Source organism: Pseudomonas caricapapayae (genome assembly GCF_001400735.1).
Taxonomy (GTDB): domain Bacteria; phylum Pseudomonadota; class Gammaproteobacteria; order Pseudomonadales; family Pseudomonadaceae; genus Aquipseudomonas; species Aquipseudomonas caricapapayae.
The window spans coordinates 51,421-68,375 of record NZ_LJPW01000157.1 but is presented as its reverse complement, the minus strand read 5'-3'; the positions used below and the strand labels follow the sequence as shown (position 1 = coordinate 68,375).

Here is a 16,955-nt window from a genome sequence, read left to right as displayed (position 1 = left end):
TCCCGGCCCTGCGCATCGGGGGTAACCGTTGAACGCAAATGAATTGCTGGACCCGGCCTATCGCTCCTTTCTGGACGAACCATCAAATAGCTGGACGTACCAGACCCTCCCCGGGATCAGGGCGCGCGTCGGTTCTGCCTGGAAAACAACGGGGGCGTCTCGCAGTGAGCAGCACTGGACCACCGGCGACCCGGCCAGCGGTGTCAGGTTGTGTCTTTACCGGCCTCACCTGCCGCTCGATCACAGCAAACTCCCCGTCGTCCTGTATATCCACGGTGGCGGCTTTGTTCTGGGCAGCCCGGAAATGGCCGAGGACTACCTCACAAAGCTGGCAATCGAGCTCAAGGCACTGGTGGTTGCCGTCGATTATCGGCTGGCGCCCGAGCATCCGTTCCCGATTCCGCTGGACGACTGCCATGCAGCACTGAAGTGGATACTCTGCAACGGGCCGACGCAGGGCATGAACACCCGCAACGTGGTGGTCATGGGCCACAGTGCCGGCGGCGGGCTTGCTGCCGCGCTCGCCATCCTCGCAAGAAACAAAGGCCTACGGGCAATCGCCGGTCTGGTGTTGGTCTACCCGATGCTGGATCACCGCACAGGCGCGCCCGACGCTCCGCCAGGCAACCCGACTACCGGCACGTTCAGCTGGTCGCGCCAGGCCAATCATTTTTGCTGGGAATGCCTGCGCGGTGCGTACGCACTGGACGATAACCGCTTGGCCTTGTTCTCCCCCGCACTGGCCACCGACTTGAGCGATCTGCCACCCACCTTTATCTGTGTTGGCGCACTCGATCTGTTTCTGGAAGAGGACCTGGCATTCGGGCTGACCCTGTCTCGTTCCGGGGTCCCTGTGGAAATGCACGTTTACCCCGGCGTGCCGCATATGTTCGATCAGTTGCCCGGTGAGCAGACCGCGCAAGCAGAGCAAGACATCACCCAGGCTGTACGCAGGATGCTCGCCGCGGGATTGTGCGATTAGAATGACGCACACGTTGCATCAATCCGGAAGCAAGGGAATGTATGTTCAAACAATGCCTGTTACTTGCCACGTCCATATCACTGAGCGGTTGCTGGAGTCTGATGTATCACCTGGAGGGCGAGCGGTGTGTCTATCCCGGCACACGCCACGGCTGGGCATGGGGTACTAAAGACGTAGCATCGACCTGGCCCTGGCTGATAGACGTGCCGTTCTCTCTGGCGCTGGATACGCTGTTTCTGCCCTACGACCTCACCGCTTTTCTGCCGCAAAACCTGGGTGGCGATGATCGAGAATGTCATTTCAATGACGGACTGAATGTGCTTGGCTGACAGGCTCCCGTAGCGTTCAGGACTCCCCCTCTCCAGGAGTGCATAGCTTGCGATCCGACAAAAGGACACTTCGTCATGCCTGACACGAAACTTCACCTCCTGTGCGGCAAGATCGCATCCGGTAAATCGACGCTCGCGAAGTCACTCGCGGCTGAATACTCAGCGATCCTGCTGAGTGAAGATCAGTGGCTGTCACGGCTCTACCCGGACGAGATCGAGTCAGTGTCGGACTACGTGCGGCTGGCACATCGAATTCGCGAGATCATCGGCCCTCTGGTCATCGACCTGCTGAAGTCCGGCACGTGCGTGGTTCTGGACTTCCCTGCGAACACGCTTGCGGATCGTCAGTGGCTTCGCCGCCTGGCTGAGCATGCGCAGGTCATACATCGTTTGCACTACCTCGACGTGGACGATGATACCTGCCTTGCCAGATTGCACGCCCGCAACGAAAAAGCCGAGCATGACTTTGCCGCTACAGATGCCCAGTTCAGGCTGATCACGGGTTATTTTCGTGTTCCCGATACTGAAGAAGGGCTGGATATTCTGGTTCACCGCCTGTAGTTCATCGGCAAACCGGCAAAACCCTTGCCGCCTTTATCTGTGGGGTTGCTGCGCCAGATATCAGCGCCAGCCCAGTCCGCAGTCAACCCCGCTCTATGAACCTTCGACCGATATGACGCTCACTTTATAGGTTGCCGTGTCTTATCGCCGAAAGGAACTCGCATGCTTTCAACCTCGCCCTCTGTACCTCTTGATAGCCCTGTCGAGCGCGAGCTCAGTCTGCGTGCGGTCGTTACCGGGATCGTGCTTGGCATTCTCTTGACGTCCTCCAATGTATACGCCGGGTTAAAGATCGGCTGGTCCTTCAATATGTCGATCATCGCGCTGTTGATCGGTTATGCGATCTGGCAAGGGCTGTCGAAACGCTCGTCCGGGCATCTGCCTTGGACCCTGCATGAGAGCAACATCAACCAGACTGTGGCGTCGGCGGCGGCATCGATCATTTCCGGCGGGCTGGTCGCACCGATTCCGGCTTATACCTTGCTGACGGGGCAGCAACTGAACGCCGTCCCGATGATCGCCTGGGTATTTTCGGTGAGTTTCCTGGGTATCTGGATTGCGTGGTACTTGCGACCGTCATTGCTCAACGACAAATCACTGAAGTTTCCCGAAGGCATGGCCACACTGGAAACCCTGTTGCACATCTACAACCACGGGCGCGAAGCCGCGGTACGCTTGAAAGTGCTGCTCGGCACCGCGCTGCTGTCAGCGCTGGCCAAGTGGATCGACACGTTCATCTGGGCATTCCCGCGCTGGTCGCCTGGCGTCCAGCTGGAGCGTCTGACGTTTACCGCTGATCCATCACTGCTGCTGGTGGGCTTTGGCGCAATTATCGGTATTCGAGTCGGCATGACCTTGCTGCTGGGTGCCTTGCTGGCCTGGGGCGGCCTGGCACCGTGGCTGCTGGGGCAAGGTCTGGTGATCTTGCCGGCCAACAGCGACGGCCCGCAGTTCGCAGCGTTGGTGGAGTGGTTGTTGTGGCCGGGCGTGAGCCTGATGGTCTGCTCGACGCTGGCCTCACTGGCGATTCGGTTGTGGGCATTGCACGCCTCTACCAGAGCCAGTGGCGGAACGACCTGGTCAATGCCCAAGGCCGGGCCTGCGGCCGGTTTTGCACTGGCTATCGTAATGGTCGTGAGCCTGCAGGCGCTGTTGTTCGGCATTAATGTGTGGATGGCATTGCTGACCATTCCACTGGCGATCTGCCTCGCAGCCGTGGCGGCTCGAGTGGTCGGTGCTACCGGCATTCCGCCCATCGGCGCGATCGGGCAGTTATCCCAACTGAGCTTCGGCATCGTTGCGCCAGGGCAGGTGCCGATCAACCTGATGAGTGCCAACACGGCCGGAGGCTCGGCCGGCCAATGCACCGACCTGATGAATGACTTCAAGGTAGGCCGGGCAATTGGCGCCACGCCGCGCAAACAGTTGATCGCCCAGACGCTGGGCATTTTCGTCGGCAGTATCGTCGGGGTCCTGGCTTACATGGCACTGATCCCGGACCCGCAATCGATGCTGCTCACCGAAGAGTGGCCAGCCCCGGCGGTCGCGACCTGGAAAGCGGTCGCACAAACGCTGACACACGGTCTGGACTCGCTGTCCGCGAGCATCCGCTGGGCGATTTTCATTGCGGGTCTGGTCGGGCTGTTGCTGGGAGTCCTCGACAGCACCCTGCCCGCCCACCGTGCCCGATACATGCCTAGCGCCGCAGCCTTGGGTCTGGCCTTTGTCTTGCCGGCGTCGGTGTCGCTGATGATGGCACTCGGTGCGGTGCTCACCTGGCTGGTGAACTGTCGCTGGCCGTCACTGACCGAACGCTTTGCCATTACTGCAGCGGCGGGACTGATCGCTGGGGAGAGCATCACCGGTGTAGGTGCGTCGTTATGGCAGATGGCTGGAAACGCGGGGTGATCGTCGCTTGTGTGGCCCGATATTCGAGCTGATATCATTGGCGCATCTGCACGCGAGTTGATGAACATGAACCGTCGTAAAAAAATACAGCAGTTGCTGAAAGCTCATGCGAAGAAGGCCAGCGCCAAACTGGCCCCGCAAAGCAAGCCTAAATACATCAGTAAAGCCGACCGCCTGAAACTGGCGAATGAGCCCTGCCAGGAACCGGTCAGCTCTACCGAGGGTTGATCCAGAACGCGTGCGCACCCACGGCGTTGCTTGCGCTATTGAGTCCGATGGTGCGCATCACGAAAAACCCGTCAACCGCTGGCGTTAGCGGGCGAACGAGTATTCCCCGCCTTTCTCCAGAGCCTTGCGGTATGCAGGCCTGCTCTGGAGCCTTTCAACCCAGGCGGTAACGTTCGGGTATGGCTGCAGCATTCCCTGTGCCTTGGCGAATTCGCCAACGAAGCTCATCTGAATATCTGCGCCGCTCAGCTCTTCGCCCAACAGATAAGGGGTCAAACCCAGGGCCTCGTTCAGATAGCCGAGGTAGTTGGCCAGCTCCGACTGGATGCGAGGATGCAGCGGCGCGCCAGCATCACCCAGGCGTCCGACGTACAGGTTGAGCATCATCGGCAGAATGGCCGAGCCTTCAGCGAAGTGCAGCCACTGCACGTATTCATCGTAGGTGGCACTGGCGGGGTCCGGTTGCAGACGGCCATCGCTATGACGGCGAATCAGATAGTCGACAATGGCACCTGACTCGATGACCACATGCGGCCCCTCTTCAATGACGGGCGATTTGCCCAGCGGGTGAATGGCCTTGAGTTCAGGGGGTGCCAGATTGGTTTTCGGGTCGCGTTGGTAACGCTTGATCTCGTAGGGCAGGTCGAGCTCTTCGAGCAGCCACAGAATGCGCTGCGACCGTGAGTTGTTCAGGTGATGGACCGTGATCATGTAAGGCTCCGCCGGGTGAGTGTGTCTAAAAAAGACTGCACTGCCACCGGGGAGTGCCCTGAAATGATTTTACTTCGATGAACGTACCCGACTCGTTCAGGCGCTTCTGTCACTGGAAGCAGCCGCATGCTCTCCACGAAGTTCGCGTTCCACTGCGGCTTTATCGATGACCGACCAGACGCTGACGATCCTGCCTTCGCGAAAGGTGTAGAACACGTTTTCGCTGAAAGTGATGCGTTGACCATGTGCCTCCAGCCCCATGAAACGGCCTTGCGGCGAGCAGTTGAAGAGCAGACGTGCGGCAACCTGTGGCGCTTCGACCACCAACAGGTCGATATTGAACCGCAGATCGGGGATGATTCTGACGTCGTTTTCCAGCATCGACCGGTAACCGGCCAGACTGATCTGCTCACCGTTGTAGTGCACGCCGCTGTCGACGAAATCGCCCAGGTCCTGCCAGCGACGTTCATTGAGGCAGGCGATGTAGGCAGCGTACTGCTCGGCCAGGTTCATGTTGCGTCCTCCTCTTCAAAAGATAACGAAGCAGCCTCGTCGAGAAGGCCGCACACATCTGCTGGCTTACTGTAGCGCTTATGCCAACGCCTGCGCCGGCCCAAAAAACTCGTAATGACTTTGCCGGTCCGGCACGCCCAGCTCGTGCAGCGCACGTTTCATGAACGCCATGAAAGGTTGCGGACCGAGAAAGTAGGCCTCGATATCCCGATTGGCAGGCAACCACTGCCTCAGGTGCGTCAGCGAAGCAAGCCCGGTCAACTTTCCTGCAGCCCCATCGCCGGGCTTCACGTCGCTGTACACCACGTGTGCAGTAAACTGCGGATAGCGCTCGCGCCATTCATCAATGACCGTCTGAAATGCCTGCGCACTGGCGTTACGCGCGTAGTGGATAAACACGACATCTCGATTGCCTGCCTGCAACGCTGTTTCAGCCATGGCCAGCGTCGGGGTGATGCCGACACCGCCGCTGATCAGCACCAACGGCCTGGCACTGTCGATCAGGACAAACTCGCCCGAGGGCGGAAACAGCTCGACGGTGTCATTCACCATGATCTGGTCGTGCAGGTAAGCGGAGGCAACCCCGCCTTGCTGGCGCTTGACGCTGATGCGATAGCCGAGTCCATTGGCGGGCGCAGACAGCGAGTAATTTCGACGAACCTCGCCGCTCTCGGTATTCAGACGTACACCGATGTACTGACCGGCCTTGTGCGCGATAACCGGTCTTCCATCCACAGGTTGCAGGTAGAACGAGGTAATTTCGCTGCTTTCCGGAACCTTGCGAGTGACAGTGAATTGCCGTGCGCCACGCCAGCCGCCAGGTGCGGCGGCGATGCTTTCGTACACACTGTGTTCGGCATCGATCAGCATGTCCGCCAGTTGCTGATACGCCGCAGCCCAGGCATCAACCACTTGATCCGTGGCCGTCTCAGCGCCCAATACCTCGCGAATGGCGCGCAGCAGGCAGGTACCGACAATCGGGTAATGCTCGGGCAGTATTTGCAGCGCGACATGTTTGTTGACGATCTGACTCGCCAGCGGGCCGAGATTCTCGAGGCGATCGATATTGCGCGCATACATCAAGACCGCGTTGGCCAACGCTCGCGGCTGTGCGCCACTCGCCTGGTTGGCCTGATTGAACAGGGGACGAACCTCGGGATAGCCATCGAGCATGATTCGGTAAAAATGGCTGGTCAGCGCTTCACCGCCCGTCTTCAGGATCGGGACGGTGGCTTTGATGATGTCGCGCTGGGCGGTGGTAAGCATGATCGACTCCAGGGTATTCAGTCAGGTTCCTATAGTGATAGCAACGTGCATGCCAGACAAAAACCGCTTTAAAATCAATGTAAAAACCCCATGCACAGTCAAAAAGACCTGGTCTTATTGACTCTAAAAATTTAAAAAAAGAGTCATTATGACCAATTAGAGTTAATCGTTTAAGCCGCCTCACGCTCAAGGCTTTTTCCAGGAAAGTAATCCTGAGCGGGTTTGTAGGGAACTCACGCGGCCGACATCGCCCTAAGCCTCACATCTACGTACTGGCGCGACGCTGGTTTCAAGCGAAGGACTTCAGATTCATGTCTTCAAGTAGCACCTCAGCAGCGGCTGATCAGCAAGGTCGGCAAAGCGCTTCACCGAATCGACTCATCTTTATCTCTGTGCTGGTGGCAACCATGGGTGCCCTGGCGTTCGGATATGACACCGGTATCATCGCCGGTGCATTGCCGTTCATGACGCTACCCGCCGATCAGGGCGGGCTGGGTCTGGATGCTTACAGCGAGGGGATGATCACGGCTTCACTGATCGTTGGCGCTGCATTTGGCTCGCTTGCCAGCGGCTACATCTCCGACCGTTTCGGGCGTCGCCTGACGTTGCGTCTACTGTCGGTGCTGTTCATCGCTGGCGCACTGGGCACGGCCATCGCGCCATCCATTCCGTTCATGGTCGCTGCGCGCTTCCTGCTGGGTATTGCGGTGGGTGGAGGCTCGGCAACGGTGCCGGTGTTCATCGCCGAAATTGCGGGGCCGTCACGCCGTGCGCGACTGGTCAGCCGGAATGAACTGATGATCGTCAGCGGCCAGCTGCTTGCCTACGTACTGAGTGCGGTCATGGCTGCGCTGCTGCATACACCGGGAATCTGGCGTTACATGCTGGCCATTGCCACGGTGCCCGGCGTGTTGCTGCTGGTCGGTACGTTCTTCGTACCACCGTCGCCGCGCTGGCTGGCCTCCAAAGGTCGCTTCGATGAAGCGCAGGACGTACTGGAGCAACTGCGTACCAACAAGCAAGATGCACAGCGCGAAGTGGACGAGATGAAAGCGCAGGACGAGCAAGCTCGCCATCGCCCGAAAGCCAGAGAGTTGCTGCGTCAGGGCTGGGTCATCAAGTTGCTGCTGATCGGCATTGGTCTGGGCTTTACCGCCCAGCTCACAGGCGTCAACGCCTTTATGTATTACACGCCGATCATCCTCAAGAATACCGGCATGGGCACCAACGCCGCGCTGACGGCCACGATCGGCAACGGTGTGGTATCGGTCATCGCCACCCTGCTCGGCATTTGGGCAATTGGCCGTTATGGACGCCGGCACCTGCTGATGACCGGGCTGGTAATGGTCATCCTGATGCAGGCAGCGCTGGAGCGCTGGGTTGCGTGTTGCAATTCATGCCGCAGAACCTGACCCAGAGCTACACTGCCCTCGCCTGCATTCTGGTATTCCTGCTGTTCATGCAGATGTGCATCTCGCCAGTGTACTGGCTGCTGATGTCGGAACTGTTCCCGATGCAGGTAAGAGGATTGCTGACGGGTACAGCCGTATCAATGCAGTGGTTATTCAACGCATCGGTGGCATTCACTTTCCCGATTGCAGTCGATACCATCGGCAACCCGACGTTCTTCATCTTCGCGGCCATCAATGTCGGCTCACTGATATTTGTCTTCCTGTGCCTTCCGGAAACCAAAGGCAAGTCGCTTGAGCAGATCGAGAAGCACCTGAAGAAAGAGCTGTAACGGCGACCGGATGAGGCCGTCAACGGCCTCATCTTCCCTCCAGGCAGATCAGCGCACCAGCATCGAAGCTGCCGCCGCTACCATGATTGCCGCCGCACCGCGAAACAGTTTCCTCTGCGCGCGCTCACTCGACAGCAAATGTCGAATGCGCAAGGCGGCAAATATGAACACTGCCCCAACTCCCAGCAGCACCAATACAGTCAGCGGCACCAGAACCAGCCCCCACGTCTGCAGAGAGACCGTTTCAAGATTGATGACCAACGGTAAAAGCGCCAGATAAAAAGCGATGGTCTTGGGGTTGCCCAGGGTTATGGTCAGTCCGGATGCGGCCGCAGACAGCAACTCTTTCTTTTTTGCCGGTTTTCCGATTTCTATGGCTTGATGATCTGCGAACCAGAACTGCCAGGCCAGGTAGCACAGATAAATCGCGGCCCCCCAACGCACGACCTGAAACAACGCATTGAAGTGCTCGGCGATCATGGCAAGACCAAATACTGCAAATGAAAGATAGGTCAAGTCACCCAGAATCAGCCCGGACAGCAGGCAGAACCCTGACACTGCACCGCCACTGACGCTTCGCGCCACCAGCGCGGCCATACCGGGGCCAGGGATGGCGGCGGCGATGCCCAGCGCTGCCGAATATGTAAGAATCTGGGTCAGATCAAGCATGTCGCACTCCTTGAGACGTGGCGTTGATTGCAGAGCTCGCTTGAGATCCATCAGACAAGCCCTGTGCCGAAAAATACTACGCGTTTCAACGCGGAAAAAATGATCTGTTCTTACTGGCTGAATGGCTAAAACCGGTATAAATTTCCTGCTCCATGCGGAGCAACGGTATTTATGACCAAGCCGACGTTAAGCCCGATTGATGTAAGGATCCTCACGGCTCTGCAGCAGGACGGCCGGATCACCAATCAGACCCTGGCCGATCAGATCGGCATGTCTGCCTCGCCCTGCTGGCGACGGGTCAGGCAGCTCGAAGAACATCGCTATATACAGGGTTACCGAGCCGTACTGGACCGTCGCAAGATCGGGCTTGGCGTCATGGTGTTCATTCGTATCAGCATCGACAGTCATAGTGAGGCCGAGGCCAGAAAATTCGAGAAGGAAGTCATGCAGCTGGAAGATGTAGTGGCGTGCTACAGCATCGGTGGCGATGCGGACTTCCTGCTTCAGGTCGTCGCGCCCGATCTGGATTCCTTTGCTGACTTCGCCATGACCGTGGTCAGACGATTACCCGGCATCAAGGAAATGCAGAGCATGTTCGTCCTCAAGGAAATAAAACCGTTCGTCTCGTTCCCGGTAAAGCAGCCTGCATAGCCAGGCCTGCTGTCGCCGCAGATGACCGCCATGTATAAATGTGTGCATGGGCGTCGATGACTGCCCGCCAACCATCTCGATAAAGGAATAGCAATGCCTGCAAAGGAGCCAGCCACCGTGACCTTCACCAGTGCCATCCCGATCCTGCGGATGTTCGATGAACGCAAAGCGCGTGAGTTCTACATCGACTTTCTCGGTTTCAGCATCGAGTTCGAGCACCGCTTCGAGGCTGATCTGCCGTTGTACCTGGGGATCAGCCGCAACGGACTGCACTTGCACCTTTCCGAACATCACGGTGACGCCTGTCCAGGGGCGGCGGTGTTTATCCCCACGCAAAACATCGAACAGCTGCGCGATGAACTGATCGGCAAACAGTACGGTTATGCAAGACCGGACATCGTTCAGCAGGGCTGGGGACAGGTACTGGAAGTCTGCGACCCGTTCGGCAACCGGCTCAGGTTCTGTGAGAGCTGAGAAACCTGCATTTAATATCGGTCGCAGGTCGAGATATTCGCCCTGCGGCTGACATGACCTATCTTTGTGCACGCAGGCACGTTCAAGCGCAAACATGACGCACCACTGCCACGCAATGCCCTGCCAATAGCCAGTAATCCCGCCGTAAATCGCCCTCAGGCTGACCTTGGCCCGTAACGTGCAAACGCGTCAGTTCATCTTGTATACATGAATGAACACCACCATGACCGCACTCGACATTTCTCAACTTCAGTCGGCGTTACGTTCAGGCCAGACTACCCTGACGACACTTGTGCAAACCTTGGCAGCGCATATTGACGCGGATGACCGGGCAGAGGTCTGGATTCATCGCGTGCCTCTTCCCATGCTGCTGGACCGGGCCAAAACGCTGGAGAGCATTGCCAGCGAACTCGGCGATTCGGTGTATGAGCGACTGCCGCTGTTCGGTGTGCCGTTTGCGGTCAAGGACAATTTCGACGTGGCGCAAATCCCCACGACAGCTGCGTGTCCGGCTTTCGCCTACGTGCCCAAGGAGACGGCTCACGTCGTCCAGCGGCTGCTCGACAGCGGCGCGATCCTGATGGGCAAGACCAACCTCGATCAGTTTGCCACGGGCCTGGTGGGCGTCCGTTCGCCCTACGGCGCGGTGCGCAATGCCCACGACCCTGCCTACGTCAGCGGCGGATCGAGCTCAGGCTCGGCAGTGGCCGTCGCGCGCGGCTATGTGAGCTTTGCGCTGGGCACGGACACCGCAGGGTCAGGCCGGGTACCTGCCGGTTTCAACGGCATCGTCGGGCTCAAACCCAGCCTTGGCTTGTTCAGCAGCCGGGGACTGGTGCCCGCCTGCCGGACGCTGGATTGCCCGTCCATATTTGCCGGGGATGTGCTGCAAGCCTGGCAAGTGGCGCAGGTTATCGCGGCTTACGACCCTCTCGATCCGGCCAGTGTGGCCGTGTCGGCACTGCCGGTGCAGCGCAGGGTCCGGCGTGTCGCCGTCGCGCGACACTGTGAGTTCTTCGGTGATGAGCAGGCAAAGGCGGCTTATCTCAAAACCCTGGAAGCCCTGCAAAACGACCCGCTGGTGACTGTCAGCCAGGTCGAGTTCGACGTCTTCGCCGAGGCGGCTGCCCTGCTGTATCAAGGCCCGTGGGTGGCCGAACGGCGTGCAGCGGCAGGCAAGTTCTTCACGACCAATGCAGCCGATATTCACCCGGTGGTACGCGGTATTCTGCAAAGTGCTGCTTCGTTCGATGCAGTAGACACGTTCAACGCTCGCTATCGCCTGGCAGAACTGACCCGCGCTGCGCAGCAGTTGCTGACCGACATCGACGTGCTGGTGGTGCCGACCGCGCCGTGCATGCCGACCATCGACGCGGTGCTAGGCGATCCGGTCGCACTCAACTCACAGCTCGGCTATTACACCAACTTCGTCAACCTGATGAACATGTGCGCCATCGCCATCCCGGCAGAGCGCCGTGCCGACGGGTTGCCTGCGGGCATCACGCTGATTGGCCCGGCCGGTGCCGATCAGCGCCTGGCAGAGATCGCCGCTGCCTGGCAGCCGCTGTTCGGCCAGGCTGACCAGCGTGACGCCGTGGCGATGGCTCCCCTGCCCTATAACAGCCCCACTGTGCAGGTTGCGGTGGTCGGTGCACACCTCGTTGGCCAGCCACTCAACTGGCAATTGCTCGAAGGCGGCGCACGTTTACTGCGCACCACAACCACCAGCGCGGATTACCGCCTGTATGCGCTGGCAGAAACGTCGCCGCCGAAGCCGGGACTGGTGCGCGTAGCTGAACAGGGCGCGAGCATCGAGATAGAAGTCTGGGAAATGCCACTGAGCCAGTTCGGCGCTTTCGTCGCGGCCATTCCCGCACCACTGGGCATCGGCTCGCTGCAATTGGCCGATGGCCAGTGGGTCAAGGGTTTCATCTGTGAGCCTGGCGGCCTTGAGGGCGCGCTGGACATCACCGACTACAAAGGCTGGCGCGCCTACCGCGCCGCGCACACATCTTCCATCGCTCATTGATCAGGGGTAGTAGGCATGTCGAACGTTGATCGTCGCAGTTTCATCAAGTTGGCAGGCATTATCGGCCTGAGTGCGGCGCTGCCTTTTGGTCGCGCCTACTCAGCCGATGCCCCGCTGGTGGTGGGTTTCATTTACGTCGGTGCTCGCGACGACTTTGGTTACAACCAGGCACACGCCCAGGCGGCCGCCATCATCAAGTCGCTGCCCAACGTCAAAGTGATTGAAGAGGAAAATGTTCCGGAAACGGTGGCCGTGCAAAAGACCATGGAAGCCATGATCCGTCAGGACGGTGCAACGCTGATTTTCCCGACCTCGTTCGGCTACTTCGAGCCGCACGTGGTCAAGGTCGCGAAAAAGTACCCGGACGTACGTTTCGCGCACTGCGGTGGTCTGTGGCAGAAAGGTCGCGACCCGATGAATGCGGGGAGCTTTTTCGGTTACATCGACGAAGCGCAATACCTCAACGGCGTGATTGCCGGACACATGAGCAAGAGCAAAAAACTTGGTTTCGTCGCCGCCAAACCTGTGCCTCAAGTGCTGCGCAACCTGAACGCGTTCGCCCTGGGGGCCCGTTCGGTCGACCCGAGCATTGTCACCACGGTGATCTTCACCGGCGACTGGTCGTTGCCGGTCAAGGAAGCGGAAGCGGCCAACGGCTTGATCGACCAGGGCTGTGACGTGCTGACCTGCCATGTCGACGGCCCCAAGGTGATCGTCGAAACGGCTGAAAAACGCGGCGTCATGACCTGTGGCTATCACGCCAGCCAGGCTGCGCTGGCTCCCAAGGGCTACCTGACCGGCGCCGAGTGGAACTGGGAGACGCCTTATCGTGCTCACGTCGCGGCAGCCCAGAGCGGCGCGCCGATGATCAACTTCTTGCGCGGCGGGCTGAAGGAAGGCTTCGTCAAAACGTCTGCCTACGGGCCTGCGGTAACAGCCGACGCCAGGCAGAAAGCAGATGCCATCAAGGCGCAGATGATGGCGGGCCAGTTCGTGATTTTCAAAGGCCCGCTCAAGGACAACAAAGGGGCCGTGGTGATTGCCGATGGCGTCGCACAAGGCCAGACCGACATTGCTCTGGAGAGCATGAATTACCTGGTCGAAGGCGTGCTTGGCCAGCTCTGAGGGACGTTCATGAGTTCATCGAGAAGTCTGCGCCGCCTTGCCAGCGCGTTGTTGCCGGGACTGCCGACGGTGCTGGCGGTGTTTTCTTCGTGCGTGCTGTTCGGTCTGTTTCTGGCGGTTCAGGGCAAGCCTGCGTGGCAAGCCCTGCAACTGGTCGGCGAAGGCGCGTTTGGCTCATGGTTCGCGCTGGAAAACACCTTGCAGCGCGCAGCCCCGTTGATGTTGACCGCACTCTGCGTCGCCCTGCCGGCAAGGGCCGGGCTGATCATCATCGGCGGCGAAGGCGCGCTGGTGCTGGGCGGCCTGGCAGCGGCAGTGACGCCCTTGTGGCTCGGCCAGTTGTCATCCGGGCCGATGCTTGTCTGCATGGCCTTGGCGGCGATGACCGTGGGCGCGTTGTGGATCGGCCTGAGTGGCTGGATGCGCCAGCGCCGCGGGGTCAACGAAACCATCAGCAGCCTGCTGCTTTCGTATATTGCGCTGGCGCTGTTCCGGCAATTGGTCGAAGGACCATTGCGCGATCCGGCAAGCCTGAACAAGCCCTCGACCCCGCCGCTGGACGAGCCCTATCTGATCGGCACCATCAGCGAAAGCCTTGAAGTGCACTGGGGTCTGGTGGCAGGCGTGGCAGCCTGCCTGCTGGCGTATGTGCTGGTGCGCCACAGTATCAAGGGGTTTGCCCTCGCCGTGGTGGGCGGCAATGTTCGCACGGCATTGATGATCGGCCTGCCGGTAGACCGTCTGATTCTGCTCAGTTGTCTGCTGGGCGGTGCTGCGGCGGGTCTGGCCGGAATGTTCGAAGTCACTGCCGTGCAAGGCAGCGCCAACGCCGCGCTGATTGCAGGTTATGGCACCAGCGGCATTCTTGTCGCCTTCGCCGCACGCCATCATCCGCTGGCAATCATCGTTTGCGCGGTACTGCTTGGCGGGCTGGAAGCCAGTGGCGGGCTGCTGCAACGACGGCTTGGCCTGCCGGACGCCACCACGCTGATTCTTGAAGGCTTGCTGTTCACCAACCTGTTGCTCTGGGAAGCCCTGAGTGGCCGTATCGCTGCCTGGAAGATCAGGCTGGCGGCCGTCAGCGCGCCTGCGGGGAAAGGAGCGCTGCAACATGGCTGATATCGACCTGAGCACTTTTCTGCTGGCATTACTGGCTGGCGCGATCCGCGTCGGTACACCTTTTCTGTTCGTCAGCCTGGGCGAATGCCTGACCGAGAAAAGCGGACGGATCAACCTGGGGCTGGAAGGCATTCTGGTTGCCGGCGCGATGTCTGGGTACGCCGTGGCGTACCTGAGCGGTTCGGCATGGCTGGGCGTCGGCGCAGCCGCCGGAGTCGGCATTCTGTTAGGGCTGCTGCACGGCCTTGCATGCTCGTTGCCACGGGTCAACGACATCGCATTCGGCATCGCGCTGATTCTGCTCGGCACCGGGCTGGCGTTTTTTCTTGGCAAAGCCTTCATTCAGCCGCAAGCCCCCATGTTGCCCTCACTGGCACTGGGAGCCTGGAGCAACGAAGAACGCGTGCGCTCGGCGCTGAACATCAATGTGCTGTTCTTCGTCGGCGTAGCGCTGGCGTTCATCCTGCACTGGGGGCTGCGCGCAACGCGCTGGGGGTTGATGTTGCGCCTGGTCGGTGATCATGGCGAAACGGCCCAGGCGCTGGGCTATCGACCGCTCAAGGTACGCATTCTGGCCACGGCAACTGGCGGCGGGCTGGCCGGGATCGGCGGTGCCTACCTGTCCCTTTACTATCCCGGCAGCTGGAATGAAGGCCTGTCCAGCGGACAAGGGTTGATGGCCGTGGCGCTGGTGATCTTTGCCCGCTGGCGTCCACTGGCGTGCCTGTGGGCATCGTTGCTGTTCGGCGCTGCCGGTGCCATCGGCCCGGCCTTGCAAGCGGTGGGCATCAGCTCCGGTTATTACCTGTTCGCAGCAACACCTTATGCGCTGACGCTGGTGGTGATGTACGCCACCTGCCGCCGTGGACGCACCCTGAACGGTGCTCCTGGCGAACTCAGCCTGACGCGATGAACTGATCTTTTCGAGGAGGCATGCACATGGCCAGTGGTCTTGGCGGTTTGAACAAGTCGCCCAATGGGGTGGTGATCGGCCTGGCGCAACTGGCGCTGCCCGATCCGCATACCCGCGAGGCGTTGTGGGCACAAACGCAGAAAGTGGTCAGCATGGTCGCCAAGGCGCGGCGCAGCAATCCGGGCATGGACCTGATCGTGTTTCCTGAATATTCCTTGCACGGTCTGTCCATGAGCACCGCCCCGGAGATCATGTGCAGCCTCGACGGGCCGGAAGTCATGGCGCTGCGTCAGGCGTGTCAGGAGCACCGGATATGGGGCTGCTTCTCGATCATGGAGGCCAACCCCCACGGCAATCCATTCAACAGTGGCCTGATCGTCGATGACCTCGGTGAGATTCGCCTCTACTACCGCAAGCTGCACCCGTGGGTGCCGGTCGAGCCGTGGGAACCTGGCGATCTGGGCATTCCGGTGTGCGACGGCCCGCGCGGCAGCAAGCTGGCCCTGATCATTTGCCACGATGGCATGTTTCCGGAAATGGCCCGCGAGTGCGCCTACAAGGGGGCCGATATCATGCTCCGCACTGCGGGGTACACCGCGCCGATTCGCCACGCCTGGAAAATCACCAATCAGAGCAACGCCTTCACCAACCTCATGCAGACCGCGAGCGTCTGCATGTGCGGCTCCGACGGCACATTCGACTCCATGGGCGAGGCCATGTTTGTCGACTTCGACGGTACGGTCATGGCCGAAGGCGGTGGCCGGGCCGACGAAATCGTCTGCTGTGAACTGCGCCCCGATCTGGTCCGCGAAGCCCGCGTGCACTGGGGCGTGGAAAACAACATCTATCAATTCGGGCATCGCGGCTATGTGGCGGTCAAGGGCGGCGCACGCGACTGTCCTTACACCTACATGCACGATCTGAGCGCAGGCCAGTACCGTCTGCCCTGGGAAGACGATGTCATGCATACCGACGGCAGCGCCTGTGGCTTTAGCGCGCCTGAGCGTGAGTTCAAGCCTGCACCCTGCAGCTGGAAGGAGTAATGCCATGAGCGAACGTCATATTGCATCGGCCCCCTACCCCTGGCCCTGGAACGGGCAATTGCATGCGCACAACACTGCGCTGATCGTGATCGACATGCAGACCGACTTCTGCGGCGTCGGTGGTTACGTCGACAGCATGGGGTACGACCTGGCGCTGACCCGCGCGCCCATCGAGCCGATCAAGGCACTATTGGCCGCGATGCGCCCGCTCGGATTTACCATCATCCATACCCGCGAAGGTCACCGTCCGGACCTCAGTGACCTGCCTGCCAACAAACGCTGGCGCTCGCAACGCATCGGTGCCGGCATCGGCGACCCCGGCCCGTGCGGCAAGATCCTGGTACGCGGCGAACCGGGCTGGGAGATCATCGACGAACTGGCACCAGTGCCCGGCGAAATTGTTATCGACAAACCCGGCAAAGGCTCCTTCTGCGCTACCGATCTGGAACTGATCCTGCGCACACGCGGCATCGACAACCTGATCCTGACCGGCATCACCACCGATGTCTGTGTACACACCACGATGCGCGAAGCCAATGACCGCGGCTTTGAATGCCTGCTGCTGGAGGACTGCTGCGGTGCGACCGATCCTGCCAACCATGCGGCGGCACTGAGCATGGTCAAGATGCAGGGCGGAGTATTCGGTGCAGTCGGCCACTCCTCCATGCTTCGCGACCTGTTGGGAGCATGAGC

The 16,955-nt window shown here is 60.0% G+C and carries 17 protein-coding genes and 1 pseudogene; 14 read left to right on the top strand and 4 right to left on the bottom strand.

Annotation, left to right across the window (positions count from 1 at the left end; genetic code table 11):
• Nucleotides 1–28: 28 nt before the first annotated feature.
• The 5 genes from ALO80_RS24020 to ALO80_RS24000 all read left to right on the top strand — a co-directional run bounded on the left by ALO80_RS24020 (nt 29) and on the right by ALO80_RS24000 (nt 4,008).
• Nucleotides 29–982 carry an alpha/beta hydrolase gene (locus tag ALO80_RS24020; RefSeq protein ID WP_055010789.1) on the top strand — a complete coding sequence of 318 codons (954 nt, stop codon included), beginning with the start codon at nt 29–31 and terminating at the stop codon, nt 980–982.
• A gap of 41 nt (nt 983–1,023) precedes the next feature.
• On the top strand, nt 1,024–1,311 hold the full coding sequence (locus tag ALO80_RS24015; RefSeq protein WP_055010788.1) for a YceK/YidQ family lipoprotein: 288 nt from the start codon (nt 1,024–1,026) through the stop codon (nt 1,309–1,311).
• Nucleotides 1,312–1,386: 75 nt separating this feature from the next.
• Nucleotides 1,387–1,872, top strand: coding sequence for an AAA family ATPase (locus ALO80_RS24010; RefSeq protein WP_055010787.1), 486 nt, complete (start codon nt 1,387–1,389; stop codon nt 1,870–1,872).
• 162 nt (nt 1,873–2,034) lie between these two features.
• Nucleotides 2,035–3,780: an OPT family oligopeptide transporter gene (locus ALO80_RS24005; protein WP_055010786.1), complete on the top strand. Its 1,746-nt coding sequence runs from the start codon at nt 2,035–2,037 to the stop codon at nt 3,778–3,780.
• 66 nt (nt 3,781–3,846) lie between these two features.
• Nucleotides 3,847–4,008 carry a DUF2986 domain-containing protein gene (locus ALO80_RS24000; protein ID WP_083493395.1) on the top strand — a complete coding sequence of 54 codons (162 nt, stop codon included), beginning with the start codon at nt 3,847–3,849 and terminating at the stop codon, nt 4,006–4,008.
• A gap of 84 nt (nt 4,009–4,092) precedes the next feature.
• Here ALO80_RS24000 and ALO80_RS23995 read toward each other — a convergent pair whose 3' ends face one another.
• The 3 genes from ALO80_RS23995 to hmpA all read right to left on the bottom strand — a co-directional run bounded on the left by ALO80_RS23995 (nt 4,093) and on the right by hmpA (nt 6,498).
• A complete protein-coding gene (locus tag ALO80_RS23995) occupies nt 4,093–4,719 on the bottom strand; it encodes a glutathione S-transferase family protein (RefSeq protein ID WP_054985856.1) in 627 nt (208 codons plus the stop codon).
• A gap of 96 nt (nt 4,720–4,815) precedes the next feature.
• Nucleotides 4,816–5,232: an ester cyclase gene (locus ALO80_RS23990; RefSeq protein ID WP_055010784.1), complete on the bottom strand. Its 417-nt coding sequence runs from the start codon at nt 5,230–5,232 to the stop codon at nt 4,816–4,818.
• 78 nt (nt 5,233–5,310) lie between these two features.
• Nucleotides 5,311–6,498 (bottom strand): NO-inducible flavohemoprotein, encoded by a 1,188-nt coding sequence (gene hmpA / locus ALO80_RS23985; RefSeq protein WP_055010783.1) that lies wholly within the window; start codon nt 6,496–6,498, stop codon nt 5,311–5,313.
• Between the two features lie 311 nt (nt 6,499–6,809).
• Between hmpA and ALO80_RS23980 the strand changes: the two are divergent.
• Nucleotides 6,810–8,239: pseudogene (locus ALO80_RS23980) on the top strand (sugar porter family MFS transporter).
• 48 nt (nt 8,240–8,287) lie between these two features.
• Here the strand turns inward: ALO80_RS23980 and ALO80_RS23975 are convergent.
• Entirely contained in the window at nt 8,288–8,908 is a 621-nt protein-coding gene (locus ALO80_RS23975; RefSeq protein ID WP_055010782.1) for a LysE family translocator, read from the bottom strand.
• Nucleotides 8,909–9,079: 171 nt separating this feature from the next.
• On the opposite strand from ALO80_RS23975, the gene ALO80_RS23970 reads away from it, so the two are divergent.
• The 8 genes from ALO80_RS23970 to biuH all read left to right on the top strand — a co-directional run bounded on the left by ALO80_RS23970 (nt 9,080) and on the right by biuH (nt 16,953).
• A complete protein-coding gene (locus tag ALO80_RS23970) occupies nt 9,080–9,559 on the top strand; it encodes an Lrp/AsnC family transcriptional regulator (RefSeq protein ID WP_054985861.1) in 480 nt (159 codons plus the stop codon).
• Nucleotides 9,560–9,652: 93 nt separating this feature from the next.
• The gene (locus ALO80_RS23965; RefSeq protein WP_055010781.1) at nt 9,653–10,033 is read left to right on the top strand and encodes a glyoxalase superfamily protein; all 381 of its coding nucleotides are present in this window, start codon (nt 9,653–9,655) and stop codon (nt 10,031–10,033) included.
• A gap of 223 nt (nt 10,034–10,256) precedes the next feature.
• Nucleotides 10,257–12,062: an allophanate hydrolase gene (atzF, locus tag ALO80_RS23960; RefSeq protein WP_055010780.1), complete on the top strand. Its 1,806-nt coding sequence runs from the start codon at nt 10,257–10,259 to the stop codon at nt 12,060–12,062.
• Between the two features lie 15 nt (nt 12,063–12,077).
• Nucleotides 12,078–13,187 (top strand): BMP family ABC transporter substrate-binding protein, encoded by a 1,110-nt coding sequence (locus ALO80_RS23955; RefSeq protein ID WP_055010779.1) that lies wholly within the window; start codon nt 12,078–12,080, stop codon nt 13,185–13,187.
• A 9-nt stretch (nt 13,188–13,196) separates the two neighbouring features.
• Entirely contained in the window at nt 13,197–14,306 is a 1,110-nt protein-coding gene (locus ALO80_RS23950; RefSeq protein WP_055010778.1) for an ABC transporter permease, read from the top strand.
• Nucleotides 14,299–15,219 carry an ABC transporter permease gene (locus ALO80_RS23945; RefSeq protein WP_055010777.1) on the top strand — a complete coding sequence of 307 codons (921 nt, stop codon included), beginning with the start codon at nt 14,299–14,301 and terminating at the stop codon, nt 15,217–15,219. Before ALO80_RS23950 ends, ALO80_RS23945 begins: the two co-directional genes overlap by 8 nt.
• A gap of 26 nt (nt 15,220–15,245) precedes the next feature.
• Nucleotides 15,246–16,262, top strand: a complete 1,017-nt coding sequence (locus ALO80_RS23940) for a formamidase (protein ID WP_055010776.1) — start codon at nt 15,246–15,248, stop codon at nt 16,260–16,262.
• Between the two features lie 4 nt (nt 16,263–16,266).
• A complete protein-coding gene (biuH, locus tag ALO80_RS23935; RefSeq protein WP_054985868.1) occupies nt 16,267–16,953 on the top strand; it encodes a biuret amidohydrolase in 687 nt (228 codons plus the stop codon).
• Nucleotides 16,954–16,955: the final 2 nt, after the last annotated feature.